Genomic DNA, 25060 nt, shown 5'->3' on the forward strand with positions numbered 1-25060 from the left:
CCTCAGCCCAGAACCGTCTGCGCGACGATGTTGCGTTGCACTTCGTTGCTGCCACCGTAGATGGTGGTCTTGCGCATGTTGAAGAAGGTTGACGCCAGCGGGGCGAGCGCCGGGTTGCCGCCCGGGAAGTTGCCCTGCCAGCCGGCTTCCATCGCCTCGCGGATCAGCGGCAGCGAGTAGGCGCCGCCGGCCAGCATCATCAGTTCGCTGTAGCGCTGCTGGATCTCGCTGCCGCGGATCTTGAGCAGGCCCGCCACGTCCAGCGAGTTCTTGCCCGAGGTGGCGGCCGAGAGCACGCGCAGCACCATCATCTCGAGCGCGACGATGTCGACTTCGAGCTTGGCGATCTCGTCGCGGAAGCGCTGGTCTTCGTAGACGCCTTCGCTCTTGGCGATGCGCTTGAGGCGCTCGAGTTCGCGCTTGGCGCGGTTCACGTCGGCGATGTTGGTGCGCTCGTGCGAGAGCAGGTGCTTGGCGTAGGTCCAGCCCTTGTTCTCCTCGCCGATCAGGTTCTCGGCGGGCACCTCGACGTTGTCGAAGAACACTTCGTTGACTTCATGGCCGCCGTCGAGCAGCTTGATCGGGCGCACGGTGACGCCGGGCGACTTCATGTCGATCAGAAGGAAGCTGATGCCGGTCTGGGGCTTGCCCTCGTTGCTGGTGCGAACGAGGTTGAACATCCAGTCGCCGTACTGGCCGAGCGTGGTCCAGGTCTTCTGGCCGTTGACGATGTACTTGTCGCCTTTGCGTTCGGCCTTGGTCTTGACCGAAGCCAGGTCGGAACCCGAGCCCGGTTCGCTGTAGCCCTGGCTCCACCAGACTTCGCCGCTGGCGATGCCGGGCAGGAAGCGCTTCTGCTGCTCGGCGTTGCCGAAGGCCATGATCACCGGAGCGACCATCACGGGCCCGAACGGCACGATGCGCGGAGCGCCCGCAAGAGCGGTTTCTTCCTCGAAAAGGTGGCGCTGCACGGCGGTCCAGCCCGGGCCGCCGAATTCCTTCGGCCAGCCGTAGCCCAGCCAGCCCTTCTTGCCGAGGATCTTGGCCCAGCCTTGCAGATCGTCGCGCGTCAGCTCGAGCGCGTTGTGTACCTTGTGCGAAATCTCCTTGGGGAGGTTGTCCTTGACCCAGGCGCGAACCTCTTCGCGGAACTTCTGTTCTTCGGGTGTGAAGCTCAAATCCATGCGTGCCTCGCTGTGTTGATCGGTTCACCGCAGACGCGGCTTGTCTCCGGAACCACGAGTTTTAGCACGGTCGTGCTGTGAAGCGGTGTCCGCGCCGCGACAAGCCGCGCGCCACGGATAATCCCGCCTCCCATGAAGAACATCGTGATCCTGATCTCCGGCGGCGGCTCCAACATGGAGGCCATCGTGCGCGCCGCCGGGCGCGACCGCTGGGCCGAGCGCTTCGGCGCGCGCATCGCCGCCGTCGTGAGCAACAAGGCCGACGCCGGCGGGCTGGCCATCGCCAGGGCCCAGGGCATCGACACCGCGGTGGTCCCGCACAAGGACTTCGCGACCCGCGAGGACTTCGACGAGGCGCTGGCGAAGGTGGTCGACGGCTACGTGCCGGCGCTGGTGGTGCTGGCGGGCTTCATGCGGATCCTGACGCCGGGCTTCGTCAACAGCTATGCCGGGCGACTTGTGAACATTCATCCCTCGCTGCTGCCTGCGTTCCCGGGGCTGAACACGCACCAGCGCGCCATCGACGCGGGCTGCAAGGTGGCCGGCGTGACGGTGCACCAGGTAACAACCGAACTCGATCATGGGCCGATCCTGGCGCAGGCGGCGGTGCCGGTGCTGCCGGACGACACGGCCGACACCCTGGCTGCCCGGGTGCTCTCGCAGGAGCATCTGTTGTATCCGCGAGCCATCGCGCAGTGGCTGTCGGATACATAGTGTGACAATGAGTAAAGTTGTTTATATTCGCGGGTTTTCGGGAGTCAGAAAGTGAAGAACCAATCGTTGCTGCTGGCGCTTGCCGGCGCCGCCCTGATGGCGGGCTGCGCCGCTCCGGCGCCCGCGCCCGCCCCCGCGGCGCCTCCTGCGCCGCCGCCGGAGCCTGTTTACCAGTGCAATGCGGACGGTGCCCGCTTTGCCGTCGGCCAGCCGCTGTCGCCGCAGCTCGAAGCCGCCGCCCGCGTACGCTCCGGCGCCGGCACGGTGCGCACGCTGAAGCCGGGCGAGGCCACCACGATGGAACTCAACGGCGGGCGTCTCAATCTCGATGTCGATACCCGCAACCGCGTGACGGACGTCCGCTGCGGCTGAACCCCATTCAGGTTGCTGCAAGAAAAATAGCAACCTGTCCAGGCAGGAAGGGCTCGCGCAGCCTGCCTGGCTAGATCGGTGTGAATCTTCTCCGGGCGATGCCGTCTATCTCTACGGTTTCGCCGAACATGGCGGCCGGCCGGACCCAGAGGCCGCGGGCGCCATACAGGGCACGGTACAGCGTCATCGGCTCCAGCGTCTCGCTGTGGCGCACGGTACCGAGCACTTCGTATTCGCCACCCTTGTAGTGGCGGTAGCGCCCGAGGGGCGTCTCGATCAGGGGAGGGAGGTCTTCGTCGTTCAACGGCGGCATGCCTTTCTTCAGAAACTGTCGGAGCTTGATTTGACGGGAGTCGGATGGATCGCGCTGATTTTGTTCACCTGGTTCGACTGAGCGAGCATGCCAGTGCGGACGACAGCGCGCGCTATCGACGCAGCGTCGCGGCCTTTGCCGCGCTCGGCTACCTGTGGGTGCTGGGCTGCCTCGGGCTGTCGGTGGGCATCATCGGCTGGGTTCTTTCCTCCATAGGCGAGGAGCGCTTCAACTTCACGCGCGGCTGGCTGCTGCTGTTCGCCCTGGGGCTGCTGTGGGCGACGCTTCGCGCGCTGTGGGTGCGCTTCGACGATCCCGAGGGCATCGAGCTGCGCCGCGAAGACGCGCCGGCGCTTTTCGAGGCGCTCGATCGCATCCGCGCCCGCATCAAGGGGCCGCCGGTCCACCGCGTCTACCTCGACGACGACTTCAACGCCAGCATCCGGCAGGTGCCGCGCTTCGGGCTGTTCGGCGGCGCGGTCAACTCGCTGAGCATCGGGCTGCCGCTCCTGATGATGCTCGACCGGCGGCGGCTGCTGTCGGTGCTGGCCCACGAATATGGCCACCTGCGCGGCAACCACGGCAAGCTGAGCGCGTGGATCTACCGCACCCGGCTGTCGTGGCTCAAGCTCGACGCGAGCCTGCAGCGCAACGAAGGCGTGATGGCGCTGTTCTCGCAGGCCTTCTTCCGCTGGTACTTCCCGCGCTTCGCAGCCAAGACCTTCGCGCTGGCCCGCCAGGACGAATACGAGGCCGACCGCATCTCGGGCAGGCTGCTGGGCACGTCGGTGGCCGCCGCTGCGCTGACTGAGATCGCCATCAAGGGCAACTGGTACGCCAACGAGTTCTGGCCCTGGCACTGGGCTCGCGCAGAGCATGAGCCGCAGCCCCCGGGCCCGTTCGAAGCCCTGCGCAAGCGCGTGCGCACGCCGCCCGACGACGACTTCGCGCGCCAGGCGCTGCGCGAGGCGATGCGCCGCGTGAGCGACCTGGAGGACACCCATCCGGTCCTGAGGGACCGCCTTGAGGCGCTCGACCAGAAGGCGGTGATGCCCGAATGGTCGGCGAAGCCGGCGCTCGACCTGCTGGTCGACCGCAGGAAGTGGATCGAGTATTTCGACAATCAGTGGCGCCGGGCCCACGCGGCCGACTGGAAGCAGCACCACGCGCACCGAGCGCGCATCCGCGAGCGCATCGAGGTGCTGGCCGCGCGCGGCGAGCGCAACACGCCGGACGAGATGGTCGAGTGGGCCGATTCCGAGCGCCGGCTCGACCCTTCCGCCCCCGTGCGCGTGCGCTACGAGAGCGCGCTGCAGATCGCGCCGGAGCATCCCGGCGCGCTGCGCGGGCTGGCCCAGATGCTGCCCGCGAGCGACCGCGAAGCGCGCCTTGCGGTGCTCGAGCGGCTGCACGGCTCGGGCGCGGCCAGCCGGTGGTGGGCGGCCAAGAGCGCCGTCGCCTCGCTCGAGGACCCCGACGCGGGGCCGCACGACGAAGAGGCCCTGAAGCTGTGGCGCGGCCGCCTCAAGGAAGCGGAAGAGGCGGAGGCGCGCGCCTGGGAAGAGATCACCGGCACGCCGTTCTTCAGCCAGATCTCGCGGCACGACCTCAACGACTACGAGCTGGGCGAGCTGCGGGCCGACCTCGTGCGCTGCCTGTCGGCCTCGCGGGCCTGGCTGGTGCGGAAGAACCTGCGCGAATTTCCGTGGCGCCGCGCCTACATCGTGTTCGTGGAGCTGCCGGGGCTGGACGACGAAGATCGCTGGCACCTGTGCCGCGAGCTGGAGCAGACCCTCACGCTGCCGGGCGCCGCGCTGGTGCTGTGGGCAGGCCATTCGCCGAAGCTGGAAGACATCGAGCGCGAGGCTTTCGGGGTGGTCTGGACGCGCGGCGCGTAGGCTCCGGGGCCGGGCCGCCCGCGGCTGAGACAATCGGGGGATGCATCCCAAAGCCCTGTTGGAGGCCGCCGCCGATCTGGTTGGCCTCGTCCTGAAATTCGATCACCCTGCCGACCAGGTCGTCTCGCGCTTCTTCCGCGAACACCGCGAGTTCGGCCCGCGCGAGCGCGCGACGCTCGCCGAAACCGTCTACACCGTGCTTCGCAAGAAACTGCTCTTCGACCACCTTTCGCCCTCGGGCAGCGGCTCCAAGGAGCGGCGGATGGCGATCCTGGGCTTTCACGGCCCGCGGGATTTCCTCAAGAGCGCGCTCAACGACACCGAGAAGCGCTGGCTCGACAACTGCGACGCCGTCAAGCCGGACGACCTGCTCGAGCGTCATCGCCACAACCTGCCCGAGTGGCTGGTCGCGCCGCTGAAGGCGCAGCTCGGCGACGGTTTCTGGCCGCTGGTGCAGGCCTTGCAGGAGCCCGCGCCGCTCGACCTGCGCGTCAACGCCCTGACCGACAAGCGTGCGGACGTGAAGGCGGAGCTTGCGCTGGCTGCTATCAAATCGGAAGCGACGCCGTTTTCGCCGTGGGGCCTGCGCATTGAAGGCAAGCCGCCGCTCACCAAGCTGGATGCCTTCGCGCGTGGCGCCATCGAGGTGCAGGACGAGGGCTCGCAGCTGCTGGCACTGCTGCTGGACGCCAAGCGCGGCGAAATGGTGGTCGATTTCTGCGCGGGCGCCGGCGGCAAGACGCTGGCCATCGGCGCCACGATGCGCAACACCGGCCGGCTGTACGCCTTCGACGTCTCGGCGCACCGGCTGGACGCGCTCAAGCCGCGCCTGGCGCGCAGCAAGCTGTCGAACGTGCATCCGGCGGCCATCGCCCATGAACGGGACGATCGGGTCAAGCGGCTGGCGGGCAAGATCGACCGCGTGCTGGTCGACGCGCCCTGTTCGGGGCTGGGCACGCTGAGGCGCAATCCCGACCTGAAATGGCGCCAATCGCCCAAGTCGGTGGAGGAATTGACGGTCAAGCAGTCGGCCATCCTGCAGAGTGCGGCACGACTTGTTAAATCGGGCGGGCGTCTGGTTTACGCCACGTGCAGTGTGCTGCCGGAGGAAAACGAGGCGATCGCGGAAGCTTTCGGCGCCGCCAACCCCGATTTCGTGCCCGTGGACGCGGCGGAGCTGCTTCAGGGCCTCAAGGTCGAGGGCTTCGAGGCCCTGTGTTCGGGCGGGGAGGGCGCCAGGCGCTACCTGCGGCTGTGGCCGCATCGCCATTCGACCGACGGTTTCTTTGCCGCGGCCTGGAACCGCAAATAGGTGCCGGACTCCAAACTAGGGTTAATCTGCGCCTTTCTTGAAGGTTTAAAGGGCTTGTTTTAAGCCCTGCCACCTTAAAATCGCGGGTTATCTGAAGGCTGCACCTTCGTGCGGCCATGATGGAGTACCTGACTCAATGTTGCTTCCTGACTCCGCCGTCCTCAATGCGGCCATCGAATGGCTCGGACACGGCCTTTGGGATCTCACCTGGTGGCAGATCGTGCTTTACACGCTCGCCACCACGCACATCACGATTGCCGCGGTCACGATCTTCCTGCACCGCACGCAGACGCACCGGGCCATGGATCTGGGCCCGATCCCGTCGCATTTCTTCCGCTTCTGGCTCTGGATCGGCACCGGCATGGTGACGAAGGAGTGGGTTGCGATCCACCGCAAGCACCACGCCAAGTGCGAAACCCAGGACGACCCGCACAGCCCGCAGGTCAAGGGCATCGAAGAGGTGCTCTGGCGCGGCGCCGAGCTGTATCGCGCCGAGTCGAAGAACAAGGAAACGATGGAGCGCTACGGTCACGGCACGCCCGATGACTGGATCGAGCGCAACCTGTATTCGCGCTACAGCTGGCAGGGCGTCGGCCTGATGCTGGTTCTGAACCTGGCGCTGTTCGGCACGCTCGGCATGGCCGTGTGGGCCGTTCAGATGCTCTGGATCCCGATCACCGCCGCCGGCGTGATCAACGGTATCGGCCACTACTGGGGCTACCGCAACTTCGAGGCGCCCGACGCCAGCCGCAACATCATGCCCTGGGGCCTGATCATTGGCGGCGAAGAGCTGCACAACAACCACCATACCTATCCCACCTCGGCCAAGTTCTCGGTCAAGAAGTACGAGTTCGACATCGGCTGGATCTACATCCAGGCACTGCAGAAGCTGGGCTGGGCCAAGGTCAAGAAGGTGCCGCCGAAGATGCTGATGGGCGACATCCAGCCCGTGGCGAACGAGAAGACGCTCGAGGCCGTCATCGCCAACCGCTACGAAGTCATGGCCGGCTATGCGCGCGAAATGCGCCGTGTCACCAGCCAGGAACTCGATGCACTGAAGACCAAGGGCGCCGACCTGTCGGTGCTGAAGGCCGCCAAGCGCTGGCTGCATCGCGACGACGACAAGGTGCCCGCTTCGGCCCGTACGCACGTGGTGCAAGCCCGCGCCGCGCATCCGGTTCTGGACAAGATGGTGACTATGCGTGAAGAGCTGCGTCAGCTGTGGCTCAACACCTCGCAGTCGCGCGAGCAGCTGGCGGCCGATCTGGCGGCCTGGTGCCATCGTGCGGAAGCCAGCGGCATTGCAGGCCTGCGCGACTTCTCGACCCGTTTGCGTGCTGCCCGCGCCTGAGGCGCTTCAGGCTTGATCGAAAAGCCGGCCCATGGGCCGGCTTTTTAATGCCCGCCGCAGTCGTAAATGCGGCCAGCCCGTTCGATCAAATAAACGGGCAATAAAAAAACCCGCTGAATCATCAGCGGGTTTTTTATTTGGGGAAAACCGGAGCCGAATTACTTCAGCTTGATTTCCTTGTATTCGACGTGCTTGCGCGCCTTGGGGTCGAACTTCATGATCGACATCTTTTCAGGCATCGTCTTCTTGTTCTTGCTGGTCGTGTAGAAGTGGCCGGTACCCGCGGTGGATTCCAGCTTGATCTTTTCGCGTCCGCCTTTGCTCGTTGCCATGTTTCAGCTCCTTAAGCTTGGCCGCGTGCGCGCAGGTCTGCGAGCACGGCGTCGATGCCGTTCTTGTCGATCAGGCGCAGTGCAGCGCTCGAAACGCGCAGGCGAACCCAGCGGTTTTCAGTCTCGACCCAGAAACGACGATATTGCAGGTTCGGCAGGAACCGGCGCTTGGTTTTGTTGTTGGCGTGGGAAACGTTGTTTCCGACCATCGGGCCCTTGCCCGTTACGTCGCATACGCGTGCCATGAGGACACTCTTTCTTGAACAGCTGGCACCGGCGCAATCAGGGCGATTGCAGGTGTTTTGCAGCTTGACCTCGCCAGAAAACGGGTGGCGGTACCCCGGCTTTGCCGTAGCTCGTGAGAGAGCCCTGTTTCGGCAAAGCCTCGGATTATAGCCCTTTTAGGCTCCCCGTTGGTTACAGCGTGCCGTCCTGCTCCAGGAAGCGCTGTGCGTCGAGCGCTGCCATGCAGCCGGTGCCGGCGCTGGTGATGGCCTGGCGGTAGATGTTGTCCTGCACGTCGCCGGCGGCGAAGACGCCCGGAATGCTGGTCATCGTGGCGAAGCCCTGCAGGCCCGAGCGGGTGAGGATGTAGTTGTCCTTCATCTCCAGCTGGCCCTGGAAGATGTCGGTGTTCGGGTGGTGGCCGATGGCGATGAAGCAGCCCTTGAGGTCGATCTGCTCGGTGGCACCGGTCTGCGTGTTCTTGATGCGGATGCCCGTCACGCCCGAGTCGTCGCCGAGCACTTGGTCGAGTTCGCTGTGCAGCTTCAGCACGATCTTGCCCTCGGCGACCTTCTCCTTGACCTTGTCGATCAGGATCGGCTCGGCGCGGAACTTGTCCCGGCGATGCACCAGCGTGACCTTGTTCGCGATGTTGGCGAGGTAGAGCGCCTCCTCGACGGCCGTGTTGCCGCCGCCGATCACGCAGACCTCCTGCTCGCGGTAGAAGAAGCCGTCGCAGGTCGCGCAGGCGGAGACGCCGCGGCCCATGAACTTCTGTTCGGAATCCAGGCCCAGGTACTTGGCCGAAGCACCGGTGGCGATGATCAGCGCGTCGCAGGTGTAGGTGCCGCTGTCGCCCGTAAGGGTGAAGGGGCGCTTGCTCAGGTCGACTTTGTTGATGTGGTCGAAAACGATTTGTGTCTTGAAACGCTCCGCGTGCTCCAGGAAGCGCTGCATCAGGTCGGGGCCCTGCACGCCGTGCACGTCGGCTGGCCAGTTGTCGACCTCGGTGGTGGTCATCAGCTGTCCGCCCTGGGCGATGCCGGTGATGAGCAGGGGCTGGAGGTTTGCGCGCGCCGCATAGACGGCGGCGGTATAGCCGGCGGGGCCGGAGCCCAGAATCAAAACCTTGGCGTGTTGGGGTGCGGACATGAGTAGAAAACCTAGGATGGACGCTGCTTCAGCGTGTACATTTTCAGGGTGGTAGCGATATATATGGAGTATCACTGCCCGGTTCAACACCGGGTAAACGGTGTTTTCAATGCGCGCGATTGTAGTAATCCATCGACTTGCTGCTTTCTGGATTGCTCCGCCCGCTGTCTCAGGGATTGATAAATGTCGATGCTGTCCAACCTCGAATTGCTTCGGCGCGTTCCATTGTTCGCGTCGTTGACAGCCACGCAGTCCGCTAGCATCGCGGACGCGATCATCAAGAAGCGCTTCAAGCGCGCGGAAGTCGTCGTGGAGCAGGGCAAGAAGTCCGACGCGCTCTACATCATCCTGACTGGCCGTGCACGCGTCACGAGCGCCGACAGCCGGGGGCGCGAGGTCATCCTCGCCACGCTGCATCCGGGCGACTACCTGGGCGAGATGAGCCTGATCGACGACGAGCCCCATTCGGCCACCGTGCGCACCGAGATCCAGTGCGACGTGCTCATGCTGGGCCGCGACGCCTTCGCGCGCTGCCTGCCCGAGAACTCCTCCATGGCCTACAACATCATGCGCGGGCTGGTGCAGCGCCTGCGCCATGCCGACCGCAAGATCGAGTCGCTGGCGCTGATGGATGTCTACGGGCGCGTGGCCCGCTCGCTGCTCGAATTCGCCGTCGAAGACAGCGCCGGCAATCTCAAGGTGCGCGACAAGATCTCCCGCCAGGACCTGGCCAAGATGGTCGGCGCCTCGCGCGAAATGGTGAGCCGCGTGATGAAGGACCTGGAAGAGCGAGGCTTCGTCCAGACGCTCGACGACGGCTCGATGATCGTCAAGGAACGGCTCCTGTCGCTGGCATGAGCCTCCAGGGCCGGGGCCGCCGTTGCAGGCGGCCCCGGCCTTTTGTTGTAGTGTTCGTGCGTCCGCCCCCTGTTTCCCGGGGCCGGCCGCCGTGTTTTTCATGACCTATTCGCTGAATACGCTTCAATCCTCCTCTGCCGCCGAAGGGCAACCCGTGCGCCTGCGCGCGATGCGCTTCGCCCACGAGATCACGCTGATCGCGGGATTCGCAGCGCTGCTGTTCTGGCTGATCTCGATGCTGAGCTTCACGCCTTCGGACGCCGCCTGGTCCACCTCGGGCACCGGGGGCGAAATCAAGAACTGGGGCGGCCGCATCGGCGCCTGGCTGGCCGACGGCAGCTACTACGCAGCCGGTTATTCCGTCTGGTGGTGCCTTTTCGCGGGGCTGCGCGCCTGGCTGTCGTCGCTGGCCAACTGGCTGCGCGGCGGCGAGCACTCGGCCGCCGAGCAGGCAACGCCGCGCGGACGCTTCAACCGCAGCCGCCTTGCCTTCTGGCTCGGCCTGATCCTGCTGCTGTGCGCGAGCACCGTGCTCGAATGGTCGCGCCTGTACCGGCTCGAAGCCCATCTGCCGGGTTCCGGCGGCGGTGCGCTGGGCTACCTCGTGGGGCCCGCCAGCGTGCGCTGGATGGGCTTCACCGGTTCGGCGCTGGTGGCCATTGCCGGCGGCGTGATCGGCTCCGCGCTGGTGTTCCGCTTCTCCTGGAGCCTGATCGCCGAGCGCATCGGCGCACGCTTCTATTCGCTGTTCGAGTCGCGCCGCGAGAAGCGCGAGCTGGCCGCCGACATCGCCATGGGCAAGCAGGCCGCTCGCGAGCGCGCCGAAGCCGACGAGCCCGCCTTCACGCGCGGCGACACCGATTCCGGCCGTTCCGAGCCCTCGCTGGCGCCGTCCTCCGCCGCCTTCGCCGGTGGTGGGGACGAGGACGAACTCCACATCGAGCCGCGTCCCAAGCGCCGCCCGCCCTCGCCGCCGGTGCAGATCGAGCCCGCGATGACCGAGGTGCCCCGCAGCGATCGCGTCGTCAAGGAGCGCCAGAAGCCGCTCTTCAAGGAACTGCCCGACAGCAAGCTGCCGCAGGTCGACCTGCTCGATCCCGCCCAGGCTCGCCAGGAAACGGTTTCGGCCGACACGCTCGAGATGACCTCGCGCATGATCGAGAAGAAGCTCAAGGACTTCGGCGTCGAGGTGCGCGTGGTGCTCGCTTCGCCGGGCCCCGTCATCACGCGCTACGAGATCGAGCCGGCCACGGGCGTCAAGGGCTCGCAGATCGTCAATCTCGCGAAGGATCTGGCGCGCTCGCTCTCGCTGGTGTCGATCCGCGTGGTCGAGACCATCCCCGGCAAGAACTACATGGCGCTCGAGCTGCCGAACGCCAAGCGCCAGTCGATCAAGCTCAGCGAGATCCTGGGCTCGCAGGTCTACAACGAAGGCAAGTCGATGCTCACCATGGGCCTCGGCAAGGACATCATCGGCAACCCGGTGGTGGCCGATCTCGCGAAGATGCCGCACGTGCTGGTGGCCGGTACCACCGGCTCGGGCAAGTCGGTGGGCATCAACGCGATGATCCTGTCGCTGCTGTACAAGGCCGAGGCGCGCGACGTGCGCCTGCTCATGATCGACCCGAAGATGCTCGAAATGTCGGTCTACGAAGGCATCCCGCACCTGCTGGCGCCCGTGGTCACCGACATGCGCCAGGCCGCGCACGGCCTGAACTGGTGCGTGGCCGAGATGGAGCGCCGCTACAAGCTCATGAGCAAGTTGGGCGTGCGCAACCTGGCCGGCTACAACACCAAGATCGACGAGGCCAAGGCGCGCGAGGAGTTCATCTACAACCCCTTCAGCCTCACGCCCGACGATCCCGAGCCGCTCAAGCGCGAGCCGCACATCGTCGTGGTCATCGACGAGCTGGCCGACCTGATGATGGTGGTCGGCAAGAAGATCGAAGAACTGATCGCCCGCCTCGCGCAGAAGGCGCGCGCCGCCGGCATCCACCTCATTCTTGCCACCCAGCGCCCCAGCGTGGACGTGATTACCGGCCTCATCAAGGCCAACATCCCGACCCGCATCGCCTTCCAGGTGTCGAGCAAGATCGACAGCCGCACCATCCTCGACCAGATGGGCGCCGAGGCGCTGCTGGGCATGGGCGACATGCTCTACATGCCCAGCGGCACCGGCCTGCCGATCCGCGTGCACGGCGCCTTCGTCAGCGACGACGAAGTGCACCGCGTGGTCGCCTACCTCAAGAGCCAGGGCGAGCCCGACTACATCGAAGGCGTGCTCGAAGGCGGCACGGTCGATGGCGACGGTGACGGCGACCTGCTCGGCGGCGGTGGCGACGGCGAAAAAGACCCGATGTACGACCAGGCGGTCGAAGTGGTGCTCAAGAACCGCAAGGCCAGTATCTCGCTGGTGCAGCGCCACCTGAAGATCGGCTACAACCGCGCCGCGCGCCTCGTCGAGGACATGGAGAAGGCGGGCCTCGTCAGCGCCATGAGCGGCAGCGGCCAGCGAGAGATCCTGGTGCCCGCGCGCGCGGCCGAATGACGGGCCGCGGAGCCCCGATCGCCCAGGTTACGTGCTGAAGGGCAATTTGCAAAAACGCCTTTCGGCATTGCAAATCTTCATCAAGGCCTACACCTGCGGCAATCCGCCGCGGGTAGGGTCGAAAGCCTGGTGCCATAGCCATTCAGAGGAATCCAAATTGAAATTGCGTCACTGGCTACTGATCGGCCTGCTGAGTTCCGTCAACGCCTGGGCAGGCGGGCTCGACAGCCTCGAAACCTTCGTGAAGACGGTGAAGTCCGGCCGCGCCGACTTCACCCAGACCGTCACCGCGCCCGCGCGTGAAGGTCAGCCGGGCCGCACCAAGACCTCGGCCGGCACCTTCGAATTCCAGCGCCCCGGCAAGTTCAAGTTCGACTACCAGAAGCCCTTCGCGCAGAGCATCGTGGCCGACGGCAAGACGCTGTGGCTCTACGACGCCGACCTGAACCAGGTCACGCAGCGCGCGCAGGCGCAGGCATTGGGCTCCACGCCCGCAGCGCTGATCGCGGCGGCGCCTGACCTGAAGGCCCTGCAGGCCGATTTCACGCTGGAATCCGCGCCCGACCGCGACGGCCTCCAGTGGGTCAAGGCCACGCCGAAGAACAAGGACGGCCAGCTGCAGAGCGTGCAGGTCGGCTTCCAGGGCGACGCGTTGGCGGCGCTCGAAATCCTCGACAGCTTCGGCCAGCGCTCGGTGCTCAAGTTCAGCAAGGTCGAGGTGAACCCCTCGCTGCCCGCCAGCGTTTTCGACTTCAAGCCGCCAGCGGGTGCGGACGTCGTCAAGCAGTAAGCGGGCAGACAGGCAAGCTCCCGGATTGGCCTCGACCGCGCATCAACCCCTCGCCGAACGCCTGCGTCCCAAGACGCTGGGCGAGGTGATCGGCCAGCAGCACCTGCTCGGCCCCGGGATGCCGCTGCGCATCGCCTTCGAGTCGGGCCAGCCGCATTCCTGCATCCTGTGGGGCCCGCCGGGCACCGGCAAGACCACCATCGCGCGCCTGATGGCTGACGCCTTCGACGCGCAGTTCCTGAGCATCAGCGCGGTGCTCGGCGGCGTTAAGGACATCCGCGAGGCGGTCGAGCGCGCCACCGCCGCGCGCGACGGGCTCACGCAGCAGCGCACCATCGTCTTCGTCGACGAAGTGCACCGCTTCAACAAGAGCCAGCAGGACGCCTTCCTGCCGCACGTGGAGTCGGGCCTCTTCACTTTCATCGGCGCGACCACCGAGAACCCTTCGTTCGAGGTCAACTCGGCGCTGTTGTCGCGCGCCGCCGTCTACGTGCTGCAGTCGCTCGACGAGGGCAACCTCAAGCAGATCGTGGCGCGCGCGCAGGCCATACAGGCCGTGCCCGCCATCGATGACACCGCGGTCGACCGCCTCGTGGCCTATGCCGACGGCGACGCCCGGCGGCTGCTCAACACGCTCGAAACGCTCGCGGTCGCGGCGCGCGCCGAGAAACTCGACCACATCACCGACGAGTGGCTGCTGCGCGTGCTCGGCGAGCGCATGCGGCGCTACGACAAGGGCGGAGAGCAGTTCTACGACACCATCAGCGCGCTGCACAAGTCGGTGCGCGGCAGCGACCCCGACGCCGCGCTCTACTGGTTCGTGCGCATGCTCGACGGCGGCGCCGATCCTCGCTACATGGCGCGCCGGCTGGTGCGCATGGCCAGCGAAGACATCGGCCTGGCCGACCCGCGCGCGCTGCGCCTCGCGCTCGACGCCGCCGAGGTCTACGAGCGACTGGGTACCCCCGAGGGCGAGCTGGCGCTGGCCGAGTGCGTGGTCTACCTAGCAATCGCGCCCAAGTCGAACGCCGTCTACAAGGCCTACAACGCGGTGCGCGCCCTCGTGAAGACCGACAGCACGCGCCCGGTGCCCATGCACCTGCGCAATGCGCCGACCAAGCTCATGAAAGAGCTCGACTACGGCAAGGGTTACCGCTATGCGCACGACGAGGAGGGCGGTTTTGCCGCCGGCGAGCGCTACCTTCCCGACGGTTTGGAGGGCCAGGTCTTCTACGAACCGGTAGAGCGTGGACTCGAAATCCGCATCGCGGAAAAGCTGCGCGACCTGCGCCGGCGCAACGACGAAGCCAAGGGCTGATACAGCCTTCTATACCCTGTTGCAGCATGCGCGCAAAGCGTGCATGACCCCACGCGCATACAGCATGACGTGAGCGGGTAAACCCCGGTCCGCGCGCACCGAATCGGCGCTGGCGCGTGACTACAATCCCGCCCACAAATCCGCCGGCGACACATGTTGGCTGGTTTTTTGCTTGTCAAGCCAGGGGCGCCAAACCGGTGACCCGGTGGGTGAATGGCACCCCAACGGTGCAACACATAGGAAATCGCGTTATGGACATTTTGCTGCAGCAGATCATCAACGGTCTGGTTCTCGGCAGCATGTACGCCTTGATAGCCCTGGGCTACACAATGGTGTACGGCATCATCAATCTGATCAACTTTGCGCACGGTGAAGTGCTGATGGTGGGGGCGCTCACGAGCTGGACCATCATCGGACTCATGAAGGACGGCATGCCCAACACACCGGGCTGGCTGATCCTCTTCATCGCGCTGATCATCGCCTGCGTCGTCGCGGCAACCCTCAACTTCGTGATCGAGAAAGTGGCCTACCGGCCGCTGCGCAACAGCCCCAAGCTCGCGCCGCTCATCACCGCCATCGGCATGTCGATCCTGCTGCAGACGCTGGCAATGATCATCTGGAAGCCGACCAACAAGGCGTATCCCACACTCCTGCCTTCCGACCCCATCCACCTCGGAGGTGCGGTCATCTCCCCGACCCAGGTCATGATCCTCAGCGTCACGGCGTTCTCGCTCGTGGTGCTCATGTGGCTGGTCAATTACACCAAGCTCGGCCGCGCGATGCGCGCCACCGCCGAGAACCCGCGCGTCGCGGCGCTCATGGGCATCCGCCCCGACATGGTCATCTCGGCCACCTTCATCATCGGCGCCGTGCTCGCGGCCATCGCCGGCGTGATGTACGCCTCCAACTACGGCATCGCGCAGCACGCGATGGGCTTCCTGCCTGGGCTCAAGGCCTTCACCGCGGCCGTGTTCGGCGGCATCGGCAACCTGGCCGGCGCAGTGGTCGGCGGCATCCTGCTGGGCCTCATCGAGGCCATCGGCTCCGGCTACATCGGAACCATCACCGGCGGCGTGCTGGGCAGCAACTACAGCGACATCTTCGCGTTCATCGTGCTGATCGCCATGCTCACGCTGCGTCCTTCGGGCCTGCTGGGCGAACGCGTGGCCGACCGCGCCTGAGGAGCTTGCCATCATGAAGAACAGCAAGAACCTCGCTCTGTACCTCATCGGCGCCATCGCCGTGCTCGCGCTGCCGCTGCTGCTGCAGATGCAGGGCAACGCCTGGGTGCGCATCGCCGACATCGCACTGCTCTATGTGCTGCTGGCCCTGGGCCTGAACATCGTGGTCGGCTACGCCGGCCTGCTCGACCTGGGCTACGTGGCCTTCTTCGCGGTGGGGGCGTACCTCTTCGCGCTGATGGGCTCGTCGCACCTGTCCGAGACCTTCGAGTGGTTCAAGATCACCTTCCCGAACGGCATGCACACCTCGCTGCTGATCGTGATACCGGCAGCCTTCGTGCTGGCGGCGGTGCTCGGCGTGCTGCTGGGCGCGCCCACGCTCAAGCTGCGCGGCGACTACCTCGCCATCGTCACGCTCGGCTTCGGCGAAATCATCCGCGTGTTCCTGAACAACCTCGACCAGCCGGTGAACATCACCAACGGTCCGAAGGGCATCACCTCGATCGATTCGATCAAGTTCTGGGGGCTCGACCTGGGCAAGGCGCTGAAGCTGGACGGCTTCACCATCTCGTCGGTCACGCTCTACTACTACCTGTTCCTGGCGCTGGTGCTGGTCACCATCCTCATCTCGCACCGCCTGCAGCTCTCGCGCATCGGCCGCGCCTGGATGGCCATCCGCGAGGACGAGATCGCCGCCAAGGCCATGGGCATCAACACCCGCAACATGAAGCTGCTGGCTTTCGGCATGGGCGCGAGTTTCGGCGGCGTCTCCGGCGCGATGTTCGCGGCCTTCCAGGGCTTCGTGTCGCCCGAGTCCTTCAGCCTAATGGAGTCGGTGATGATCGTGGCCATGGTCGTGCTCGGCGGCATCGGCCACCTGCCCGGCGTGATCCTGGGCGCCATCCTGCTGGCCGCGCTGCCTGAAGTGCTGCGCTACGTGGCCGGCCCGCTGCAGTCGCTGACCGACGGCCGCCTCGACGCCTCCATCCTGCGCCAGCTGTTCATCGCGCTGGCCATGATCGTCATCATGCTGGTGCGCCCGCGCGGCCTGTGGCCGTCGCCGGAGCACGGCAAGTCGCTGACGAAGAAGGGCGGCGTGCCCGTCGACCCGACCCATGCCACGGTAGCCCCCGGCTCGCTGCAGACCCACGCGCCGGGCATCGAGACGCCCGCCGACGAGCTGCCCGGCGCAGCTTCCCGTCCCATGTCGATCAATCCCTGAACGCGCGAGGAAGAATCAACATGACGACAGACACCATCCTCGACGTCCGGGGCATCTCCAAGCGCTTCGGCGGGCTGCAGGCCCTGTCCGACGTGGGCATCACCATCAAGCGCGGCCAGGTCTACGGGCTGATCGGCCCCAACGGCGCGGGCAAGACCACGTTCTTCAACGTGATCACCGGCCTGTACACGCCCGACAGCGGCACCTTCGAGCTCGCGGGCAAGCCCTACCAGCCGACGGCCGTGCACGAAGTGGCCAAGGCCGGCATCGCGCGCACCTTCCAGAACATCCGCCTCTTCGCCGAAATGACGGCGCTGGAGAACGTGATGGTCGGGCGCCACATCCGCACCCATTCGGGCGTGCTGGGCGCGATGTTCCGCACCGGCGGCTTCAAGGCCGAGGAAAAGGCCATTGCCGACCGCGCGCACGAACTTCTCGACTACGTGGGCATCGGCAAGTTCGCCGACTACAAGGCGCGCACGCTGTCCTATGGCGATCAGCGCCGCCTCGAGATCGCGCGCGCCCTGGCCACCGACCCGCAGCTCATCGCACTCGACGAGCCCGCGGCCGGCATGAACCTGACCGAGAAGGTCGCGCTGCGCGAGCTGATCGACCGCATCCGCCGCGACAACCGCACCATCCTGATCATCGAGCACGACGTCAAGCTCATCATGGGCCTGTGCGACCGCGTCACCGTGCTGGACTACGGCAAGCAGATCGCCGAAGGCACCCCGGTGGACGTGCAGAAGAACGAGAAGGTGATCGAGGCCTACCTCGGCACCGGAGGACATTGAGATGAGCGCAGCAACGATGACGAGCGAACAAGACACCGCGACGAAGACGGCGGGCAATGTGCTGCTGAAGGTCAACGGCCTGAAGGTGGGCTACGGCGGCATCCAGGCCGTCAAGGGCGTGGACTTCGAGGTGCGCGAGGGCGAGCTGGTCTCGCTGATCGGCTCCAATGGCGCCGGCAAGACCACCACCATGAAGGCCATCACCGGCACGCTGCCGGCCGGGGCCGGCCACATCGAGTTCCTGGGCCGCAGCATCAAGGGCCGCGGCGCCTGGGACCTGGTGGAAGAAGGCCTCGTGATGGTGCCGGAAGGCCGGGGCGTGTTCACGCGCATGACCATCACCGAGAACCTGCAGATCGGCGCCTACATCCGCAAGGACAAGGCCGGCATCGCGAGCGACATGGAACGCGTGTTCGTCACCTTCCCGCGCCTGCGCGAGCGCAAGGACCAGCTGGCCGGCACCATGTCGGGCGGCGAGCAGCAGATGCTGGCCATGGGCCGCGCGCTGATGGCGCGCCCCAAGGTGCTGCTGCTGGACGAGCCCACCATGGGCCTGTCGCCGATCATGTGCGACAAGATCTTCGAGGTGGTGCAGACCGTCGCCTCGCAGGGCGTGACCATCCTGCTGGTGGAGCAGAACGCCAACCGCGCGCTGCAGCTGGCCGACCGCGGCTACGTGATGGAGTCGGGGCTCATCACCATGAGCGGCGATGCCAAGGGCCTGCTGAGCGACCCGCGCGTGCGGGCCGCGTACCTGGGCGAATAAGCGGGCGCTTCGTTCGCCAGGCAAAGGCGGTGCGAACCGCCTTTTTCTTTTTCAGCCGGCTACATCATCGCGGCGGCAGCTTTGATCGCCTCGCGGATGCGCCCGTAGGTGCCGCAGCGGCACACGTTCTCGATGGCGTCGATGTCGGCGTCCGTCGGGTTGCGCGTGCGGCGCAGCAAGTCCACCGCGGCCATGATCTGCCCCGGCTGGCAGAAGCCGCACTGCGGCACGTCGAGGTTCAGCCAGGCCTGCTGCACCGGATGCAGCGTGCTGCCATTGGCCAGCCCCTCGATGGTCGTCACCTGGCGGCCGCGCACGTCGGACACGCGCACCGAGCACACCGTCACCGCCTTGCCGTCGACGTGGCAGGTGCAGGCCTTGCACACGTTGATGCCGCAGCCGTACTTCGGCCCGGTGATGCCGAGCTTGTCGCGCAGCACCCAGAGCAGGGCCATGTCGTCGGGCGCCTCCACGTCGACGTTCTGGCCGTTCACCTTGAAAGATTGCACGGGCATGGGGAGTCTCCTCAGGTCGGGATCTGGACGTTGACGGGCGTGGGCAGCTTGCCCGGCGGGATCGGCGTGAAGTCGACCGGGAAGTTCAGCGGGAAGCTGCGCGGCCTGGTGCCGGTGGCGCGCGCATAGGCGTTGGCGATGGCGCCCGAGCTGGCCGACAGGCCGACCTCGCCCAGGCCGCCGATGGCCTCGCCGCTGGGCGGCATGATGATGATCTTCACGTCCTTCGGGTAGTTCTTCATGCGCGAGAAGTGGTACTGCGAATAGCTGCCTTCCAGCGGCAGGCCGTTCTGGATGTGCAGGCCCGCGCTGAGCACCAGCGCGATCGATTCGCACAGGCCGCCCTGCAGCTGCGCCTCGATGCCCGAGGGGTTGATCGGCGTACCGACGTCGATCGCGATGGTGGCGCGAACCACCTTCGCCGCCGACGGCACCCGCGCGTCGATCTCGACGATGCAGGCCGTGAACGACTTCGTCTCCTGGTGCACGCCCACGCCCTGAGCGAAGCCCGCGGGCATCGCCTTGCCCCATTGCGCCGCCTCGGCCACCGCCTTGAGCACCGCGCGTGCGCGCGGCAGCCGCAGGTACTCGAGCCGGAAGGCGACCGGGTCCTTGCCCGCCGCCCTGGCCATCTCGTCGACCAGGATCTCCTCCACCAGCCGCGAGGGCTGGATGTGCACCGAGCGGTACGAGCAGGTGTTCATGTCGATCGGCACCGGCGTCAGCAGCTTGGTCGTGACGCCGAAGTTGTAGGGCGAGGAGACCATGGTCTTGAACATGGTCTGCTCGATCGCGAAGTTGCCCACCGTCTGCGGAAAGGCGTTAGGCAGCGCGATGGCCGCCGCCTCCAGCATGTTGCCGAAGCCGTGGCGCGTGTCGAGCCGCACGCCGGCGACGCGCTGCTCGAAGGCGATCACCTGGCCCAGCAGCATCGTGGCGCGGGCCTTGTGGAACATCGGCGGGCGCATGCGCGTGTGGCGCATGTCGTCGGTGCGGTGGTACATCAGGCGGCAGGGCCGCCCCAGCGCCTTCGATACCTGGATCGCCTGCAGCACCGGGTCCCAGAAGAGGCGCCGGCCAAAGGAGCCGCCCGAGGGCACCACGTGCACGGTCACCTTGTTCAATGGCAGGCCCAGTTCGGCCGCCACCGCCTGCTGCGTGACGATGGGGCTCTGCAGCCCGGCCCAGATCTCGGCCCGGTCGGGGCGCACGTCGGCGATCGCGCATTCCACTTCCATCGGGCAGTGCGAGACCGGCGCGAACTCGAACTCGCCCTCCACGGTCAGCGCGCCCAGCGGCGGCAGCGCGAAGGGCAGCAGCGCCGACTTCAGCTTGCGCATGATGGTGGCGTTCGACTCGCCGGCGATCGGGCCTGCGGCCCAGGTCACGTCGAGCGCGTTCACCGCGGCCCATGCCTGCCCGAAGGTCTCGGCCATCACGGCCACGCCGGGCGGCGTCGGCGTGATGCCGTTGGTCGATGGAATCGGCACCACGCCGATCACGCCCGGCATGGCCATCACCGTGTTCATGTTGTTGATGCTCACGAACTTGCCGTTGATGGTCGGCGGGCGCCGCACCATCGTCGGCATCGCGCCGGGCACCGCCTGGTCGAGCGTGAACTTCTTGCGCCCGGTGACGATGTCGAGCGCATCGAGCCGCGTGACGCGCTGCCCGACCACCGATGGCGTGGAGCCCGAGAGCACGCCGCCCAGGCCGCCCAGCAGCGGCATCCCGGCATGCAGCGAGCGCACGCTCGACGAGCCGCCGGTGAGCTGGTTCCAGATCAGCTCTGGGCTGGCGTCGGCCGAGGTCACCTCGATCGCGCTCAGCGGCAGCCGCAGCTTGTCCGCCAGCATCATCGCGGTGGCCGTGGCAATACCCTGGCCCACCTCCAGCCGCGGCAGCGCCAGCCGCACGCGGCCGTTCTCGCCGTTCGTCACTTTCACGAGCGGCATGGTCGGCAGCGAAGTCACCGTCACCGCATCGCCGATGTCGAAGAGGTCGGTGGTGTCGGGAGGCGTCATCGGCAGCAGCGCGGCGACTGCCCGGGAGGATGCCGTGAGTCCGGCCAGGCCGGCGGTCGCCGACACCAGCGGCGCGGCTGTCGCATAACCCAGCACCTCGCGCCGGCGCAGGCCCGGCGTGTCACCGTCGTCCGGCCCGAGCGGGGGCCGCGGGCTCTCGTTCGAACGCTTCATCGCTGTCTCCTTGTTGTGGTGGCGAACGCGAGCGACTGTGGCATCATCGCCGCGCCCGGGATGTCGTTGGAACGACATTCCTTACGGCCCGCGATGGACCGGCTCTTGCGAAGAGCCGGCCGTGTCCTGGGAGGAGACCCGACGATGTCGACGAGCGCGCTGGAGAACATGCTCCGCGAGAGTCTGTGGGCGCGAGCCCTCACGAGCGAGGAGCTCGATCGCGTCGTGCAGGAGTCCCACGAGCGCACCGTTCCTGCTGGAGGTTTCGTCGTGCGGCGCGGCGAGCCCGCCGATCACTGGGTCGGTGTGATGGACGGCCTGCTGAAGATGTCCGTGTCGCTGCCCGACGGGCGTGTGTCCACCTTCACCGGCGTCACCGCCGGAGGCTGGAGCGGCGAAGGTTCCCTGCTCACCCCCGGACCCTGGCGCTACGACGGCGTGGCGCTGCGGCCGACACGGGTTGCATGCATTCCGCGGCACAGTTTCGAGCGCCTCTTGGCCTCGAACATCGAATTCAATCGGTTTCTGTTGTTACACATCAATGCGCGGCTGAGCCTGTTCATCGGGCTCATGGAATTCGACCGGCTGCTGGGGCCCGACGCGCGCGTGGCGCGCTGCCTCGCCAGCCTGTTCGACCCCATCCTCTATCCACGCGCCGACCGCTTCGTGCGGCTGAGCCAGGACGAGATCGGCCTGCTCTCGGCGGTGTCGCGACAACGCGCCAACCGGGCGCTGCACGCCCTGCAGCGCGACGGCCTGCTGCGCGTGGAGCATGGCGGCGTCGAGGTGCTCGACCTCGCGGGGCTGCGCAGCTATTCGGGCGATGCCTCCTCGGTGGTGTTGCGCCGCGAGGAGGCCTTGCCCGAGGACCTCGTCAGTCCACCTTCGCGCCGGTGGCCTTGACGACCTTCTCGTACTTGGCGAGCTCGCTCTTCATGAAGGCGCCGAACTGCTCGGGCGAGCTGCCCACCGGCTCGGCCAGCAGCGAGGCGAAGCGGGTCTTCGTCTCCGGCGCATTCAGTGCCGCAACGAAGGCCTGATTGAGCTTCACGACCACGTCGTGCGGCGTGCCGGCCGGTGCGACCAGGCCCCACCAGGTGTCGATCGAGAAGCCCTTGAGCGTGTCGGCCACGGGCGGCACCTCGGGCAGCGAACTGCTGCGCTGCAGCGTCGTCACCGCGAGCGCCTTGAGCTTGCCCGAGCGGATGTTCGGGGCGGCGGTGGCGAGGTTGTCGAAGTTGAAGTCGACCTGGCCAGAGATCAGCGCCAGCTGCGCCGGGTTGCCGCCGTTGTACGGAATGTGCAGCGCGAAGATGCCCGCTTCCTTCTTGAACAGTTCGCCCGCGAGATGCCCCGCACTGCCGTTGCCGCCGCTGCCGTAGTTGAGCTTGGCGGGGTTGGCCTTGGCGTAGCGGATCAGGTCGGCCACGCTGTTGATGTTCAGGCGCTTCGCGGTGTCGGCGTTCATCACCAGCACGTTGGGCACGCGGACCATCTGCGTGATGGGCGCGAAGTCGGTCGCGGCGTTGAACGGCATCTTGCTGTAGAGCCACGGGTTCACTGCGTTGGTGGCAGTGGCCGCGATGCCGATCGTCAGGCCGTCGGCCGGGGCCTTCGCCACGGCGTCGGCGCCGATGTTGCCGCCCGCGCCGGGCTTGTTGTCGATGATGACCGTGCCCAGCGAGTCCTTCACGCGCTCGGCCAGGATGCGCGCCGTGTTGTCGATCGGGCCGCCCGCCGCGTAGGGAACGATCAGCCGGATGGGGCGCTGCGATTGCTGCGCCATGGCCTGGCCGGTGCCCAGCAGGGCGGCTGCGCTTGCGATGAGGGTGAGGAGGAAGTGTCTCGTCTTCATTTGTTCTTGGGTCTGTCGTTCTCGGGGAGCCGGTGGAGCCGGGGAATCTCAGGGCAGGGCCTTGTCCGCCTCGGTGGTGAATGCGTCGGCGAAGAATTCTTCCTCGGGCAGGCCCGCCAGCGCCACGTAGTCGCGCTTGGCCGAGTCGACCACGATGGGGGCGCCACAGGCATACACCTGGTGGCCCGAAAGGTCGGCGAAGTCCTCGAGCACGGCCTTGTGAACGAAGCCGGTGCGGCCGGTCCAGTTGTCCTCGGGCGTGGCGTTGGAAACCACCGGCACGTAGCGCAGGTTCGGCATCTGCGCCATCTGCTCGCGCAGCCAGCCGTCCATGTACAGGTCTTCGGGACGGCGGCCGCCCCAGTACAGCGTGGCGGGGCGGTCGATGCCCTTGAACTGCATGTGCTCCAGCAGCGCCTTGATGGGCGCGAAGCCAGTGCCGGAGGCCAGCAGGATCATCGGCTTGTCGGAGTCCTCCCGCAGGAAGAAGCTGCCGAAGGGGCCTTCGATGCGCAGGATCTCCTTTTCCTTCATCGTGCCGAACACGTGGTCGGTGAACTTGCCGCCGGGCAGGTGCCGCAGGTGCAGCTCGATGCCCGTGCCGGGCTGCGCCAGGGTGTGCGGCGCGTTGGCCATCGAGTAGCTGCGGCGCGAGCCGTCGCGCAGGATGAATTCGACGTACTGGCCGGCGTAGAACTGCAGAGGTTCGCCAGCGGGAAGCTGTAGGCGCACCAGCATCACGTCGTGCGACTGGCGCGTGAGAGCCATCACGCGCACCGGCATCTTGCGGATCGGCAGCGCGCCGGCCTCCGTGACCTGGCGCGATTCGAGCACCACGTCGCTCGTGGGATGGGCGCAGCAGGTGAGCACGTAGCCGGCCAGCTGCTCCTCGGCGCTCAGGGCCTTGCTCTGGTGCGGACCGAGGGTGACCTCGCCCGAGAGCTTCTTGCACTTGCACGAGCCGCAGGCGCCGTCCTTGCAGCCGTAGGGCAGGCCGATGCCCTGACGGATGCCCGCGGCCAGGATGGTTTCGTCGCCCTGGACCACGAAATGGCGCCCGCTGGGCTCGACGGTGATGGAAAAGCCCGCTTCATGCGGCGCTGTGGCAGTCATCGGTATTCTTCGAGGGGTAACGCTCCCTCCGGGCCGCTGGCGGCCAGGGGAGCTGGAACTGAATTGGGAAGACGGGAACAGGATTTTGCCTTCAATCAATAGCCCCTCCGGCGCGCTGCCAGCGCGGTTCCGGCGAGAACGCCTGCTGATCGTCGGCTGCGGCGACGTGGGCCAGCGCGTGGCGCGCGACCTGCGCGAGCGCATGCAGCTGGTGGCGCTCACTTCATCGGCCGACCGCGTGGCGGCCCTTCGCATGGCCGGAATACGCCCCCTCGTGGGCAATCTCGACGATCCGCGCACCCTGCGCCGGCTCGCCGGCATCGCCACCCGGGTGCTGCACCTGGCGCCTCCCGCGCGCGACGGCGGCCCCGCCTGGTGGCGCGACCAGCGCACCACCACGCTGGCGCGGGCGCTGCGGCTGCGGTCCGTGCCCTCGGCCTTCGTCTACGGCTCGACCAGCGGCGTCTACGGCGACTGCGGCGGCGCACGCATCGACGAAACCCGCGCCGTGCGCCCCGACACCCCACGCTCGCACCGCCGCGTCGACGCCGAACGCGCCGTGCGCTGGCTGGGCCGCAGCGCAGGCGTGCGCGCCAGCATCCTGCGCATCCCCGGCATCTACGCCCCCGACCGCGAGAACGGCACTCCCCGCGCCCGCCTGCAGCGAGGCACCCCCGTACTGCGGCGCGAGGACGACGTCTACACCAGCCACATCCACGCCGACGACCTCGCCCGCGCCTGCATCGCCGCGCTCTTCCGCGGCAAGCCGCAGCGCGTGGTGCACGCCGCGGACGACACCGAACTGCGCATGGGCGACTACTTCGACTTCGCCGCCGATCTCTACGGCATGCCCCGCCCGCCCCGCGTGGCCCGAGGCGAGGCCGAGCGGCAGCTTCCGCTGCAGCTGCTGAGCTTCATGGGGGAATCGCGCCGGCTGGACAACACGCGGCTGAAGCGCGAACTGAGGGTGCGCCTGGCGCACCCGACGGTGCACACCGGCCTGCAAGAACAGACCGAATCGAGATAAGACAGGGGAGGGCCAATTCCAG

The 25060-nt window shown here is 66.9% G+C and carries 24 protein-coding genes; 15 read left to right on the forward strand and 9 right to left on the reverse strand.

What is annotated here, in order from left to right:
• Positions 1-2 precede the first annotated feature (2 nt).
• A complete protein-coding gene (locus FHT32_RS29270; protein ID WP_176668062.1) occupies positions 3-1184 on the reverse strand; it encodes an acyl-CoA dehydrogenase family protein in 1182 nt (393 codons plus the stop codon).
• 132 nt (positions 1185-1316) lie between these two features.
• Here FHT32_RS29270 and purN point away from each other — a divergent pair, with 132 nt between their 5' ends.
• Positions 1317-1898, forward strand: coding sequence for a phosphoribosylglycinamide formyltransferase (purN, locus tag FHT32_RS29275; RefSeq protein WP_176668063.1), 582 nt, complete (start codon positions 1317-1319; stop codon positions 1896-1898).
• Between the two features lie 51 nt (positions 1899-1949).
• Positions 1950-2270, forward strand: coding sequence for an I78 family peptidase inhibitor (locus FHT32_RS29280; protein ID WP_176668064.1), 321 nt, complete (start codon positions 1950-1952; stop codon positions 2268-2270).
• A gap of 70 nt (positions 2271-2340) precedes the next feature.
• Here the strand turns inward: FHT32_RS29280 and FHT32_RS29285 are convergent, their stop codons facing one another.
• Positions 2341-2574 (reverse strand): DUF1653 domain-containing protein, encoded by a 234-nt coding sequence (locus FHT32_RS29285; RefSeq protein ID WP_176668065.1) that lies wholly within the window; start codon positions 2572-2574, stop codon positions 2341-2343.
• Between the two features lie 53 nt (positions 2575-2627).
• On the opposite strand from FHT32_RS29285, the gene FHT32_RS29290 reads away from it, so the two are divergent.
• The 3 genes from FHT32_RS29290 (at position 2628) to FHT32_RS29300 (ending at position 7144) form a co-directional block, all read left to right on the forward strand.
• On the forward strand, positions 2628-4481 hold the full coding sequence (locus tag FHT32_RS29290) for a M48 family metallopeptidase (RefSeq protein ID WP_176668066.1): 1854 nt from the start codon (positions 2628-2630) through the stop codon (positions 4479-4481).
• A gap of 40 nt (positions 4482-4521) precedes the next feature.
• A complete protein-coding gene (locus tag FHT32_RS29295) occupies positions 4522-5793 on the forward strand; it encodes an RsmB/NOP family class I SAM-dependent RNA methyltransferase (protein WP_176668067.1) in 1272 nt (423 codons plus the stop codon).
• A gap of 136 nt (positions 5794-5929) precedes the next feature.
• Positions 5930-7144, forward strand: coding sequence for a fatty acid desaturase (locus FHT32_RS29300; RefSeq protein ID WP_176668068.1), 1215 nt, complete (start codon positions 5930-5932; stop codon positions 7142-7144).
• Positions 7145-7302: 158 nt separating this feature from the next.
• Here FHT32_RS29300 and rpmG read toward each other — a convergent pair whose 3' ends face one another.
• From rpmG to trxB, 3 genes are all read right to left on the reverse strand, one after another.
• On the reverse strand, positions 7303-7476 hold the full coding sequence (gene rpmG / locus FHT32_RS29305; protein WP_007830291.1) for a 50S ribosomal protein L33: 174 nt from the start codon (positions 7474-7476) through the stop codon (positions 7303-7305).
• 11 nt (positions 7477-7487) lie between these two features.
• The gene (gene rpmB, locus FHT32_RS29310) at positions 7488-7721 is read right to left on the reverse strand and encodes a 50S ribosomal protein L28 (protein WP_007830293.1); all 234 of its coding nucleotides are present in this window, start codon (positions 7719-7721) and stop codon (positions 7488-7490) included.
• 172 nt (positions 7722-7893) lie between these two features.
• Positions 7894-8853 carry a thioredoxin-disulfide reductase gene (gene trxB, locus FHT32_RS29315; protein WP_176668069.1) on the reverse strand — a complete coding sequence of 320 codons (960 nt, stop codon included), beginning with the start codon at positions 8851-8853 and terminating at the stop codon, positions 7894-7896.
• A 183-nt stretch (positions 8854-9036) separates the two neighbouring features.
• On the opposite strand from trxB, the gene FHT32_RS29320 reads away from it, so the two are divergent.
• The 8 genes from FHT32_RS29320 to FHT32_RS29355 all read left to right on the forward strand — a co-directional run bounded on the left by FHT32_RS29320 (position 9037) and on the right by FHT32_RS29355 (position 18330).
• A complete protein-coding gene (locus FHT32_RS29320; RefSeq protein WP_176668070.1) occupies positions 9037-9711 on the forward strand; it encodes a Crp/Fnr family transcriptional regulator in 675 nt (224 codons plus the stop codon).
• A gap of 100 nt (positions 9712-9811) precedes the next feature.
• Positions 9812-12259, forward strand: a complete 2448-nt coding sequence (locus FHT32_RS29325) for a DNA translocase FtsK (RefSeq protein ID WP_176668071.1) — start codon at positions 9812-9814, stop codon at positions 12257-12259.
• Positions 12260-12416: 157 nt separating this feature from the next.
• Entirely contained in the window at positions 12417-13049 is a 633-nt protein-coding gene (lolA, locus tag FHT32_RS29330; protein WP_176668072.1) for an outer membrane lipoprotein chaperone LolA, read from the forward strand.
• 25 nt (positions 13050-13074) lie between these two features.
• On the forward strand, positions 13075-14367 hold the full coding sequence (locus tag FHT32_RS29335; RefSeq protein ID WP_176668073.1) for a replication-associated recombination protein A: 1293 nt from the start codon (positions 13075-13077) through the stop codon (positions 14365-14367).
• A 251-nt stretch (positions 14368-14618) separates the two neighbouring features.
• Positions 14619-15548, forward strand: coding sequence for a branched-chain amino acid ABC transporter permease (locus tag FHT32_RS29340; RefSeq protein WP_176668074.1), 930 nt, complete (start codon positions 14619-14621; stop codon positions 15546-15548).
• Positions 15549-15561: 13 nt separating this feature from the next.
• Positions 15562-16770, forward strand: coding sequence for a branched-chain amino acid ABC transporter permease (locus FHT32_RS29345; protein WP_176668075.1), 1209 nt, complete (start codon positions 15562-15564; stop codon positions 16768-16770).
• 20 nt (positions 16771-16790) lie between these two features.
• Positions 16791-17564: an ABC transporter ATP-binding protein gene (locus FHT32_RS29350; RefSeq protein ID WP_176668076.1), complete on the forward strand. Its 774-nt coding sequence runs from the start codon at positions 16791-16793 to the stop codon at positions 17562-17564.
• 1 nt (position 17565) lies between these two features.
• Complete coding sequence (locus tag FHT32_RS29355) at positions 17566-18330, forward strand: ABC transporter ATP-binding protein (RefSeq protein WP_256099211.1); 765 nt, start codon at positions 17566-17568, stop codon at positions 18328-18330.
• 59 nt (positions 18331-18389) lie between these two features.
• Here the strand turns inward: FHT32_RS29355 and FHT32_RS29360 are convergent, their stop codons facing one another.
• Together FHT32_RS29360 and FHT32_RS29365 are read right to left on the reverse strand one after the other, a co-directional pair.
• Positions 18390-18845, reverse strand: a complete 456-nt coding sequence (locus FHT32_RS29360; protein WP_176668077.1) for a (2Fe-2S)-binding protein — start codon at positions 18843-18845, stop codon at positions 18390-18392.
• Positions 18846-18856: 11 nt separating this feature from the next.
• The gene (locus FHT32_RS29365; RefSeq protein ID WP_176668078.1) at positions 18857-21043 is read right to left on the reverse strand and encodes a xanthine dehydrogenase family protein molybdopterin-binding subunit; all 2187 of its coding nucleotides are present in this window, start codon (positions 21041-21043) and stop codon (positions 18857-18859) included.
• Positions 21044-21187: 144 nt separating this feature from the next.
• Between FHT32_RS29365 and FHT32_RS29370 the strand changes: the two genes are divergently transcribed.
• Positions 21188-21946 (forward strand): Crp/Fnr family transcriptional regulator, encoded by a 759-nt coding sequence (locus FHT32_RS29370; protein ID WP_176668079.1) that lies wholly within the window; start codon positions 21188-21190, stop codon positions 21944-21946.
• Here FHT32_RS29370 and FHT32_RS29375 read toward each other — a convergent pair.
• Both FHT32_RS29375 and FHT32_RS29380 read right to left on the reverse strand, forming a co-directional pair.
• On the reverse strand, positions 21918-22898 hold the full coding sequence (locus tag FHT32_RS29375) for a tripartite tricarboxylate transporter substrate binding protein (RefSeq protein WP_176668080.1): 981 nt from the start codon (positions 22896-22898) through the stop codon (positions 21918-21920). The genes FHT32_RS29370 and FHT32_RS29375 overlap by 29 nt on opposite strands.
• A 48-nt stretch (positions 22899-22946) precedes the next feature.
• A complete protein-coding gene (locus tag FHT32_RS29380; protein ID WP_176668081.1) occupies positions 22947-24011 on the reverse strand; it encodes a CDP-6-deoxy-delta-3,4-glucoseen reductase in 1065 nt (354 codons plus the stop codon).
• Positions 24012-24096: 85 nt separating this feature from the next.
• Here FHT32_RS29380 and FHT32_RS29385 point away from each other — a divergent pair, with 85 nt between their 5' ends.
• Positions 24097-25038, forward strand: a complete 942-nt coding sequence (locus tag FHT32_RS29385; protein WP_176668082.1) for an SDR family oxidoreductase — start codon at positions 24097-24099, stop codon at positions 25036-25038.
• Positions 25039-25060: the final 22 nt, after the last annotated feature.

It is taken from the genome of Variovorax sp. SG517 (assembly GCF_013376045.1).
Classification (GTDB): domain Bacteria; phylum Pseudomonadota; class Gammaproteobacteria; order Burkholderiales; family Burkholderiaceae_C; genus Variovorax.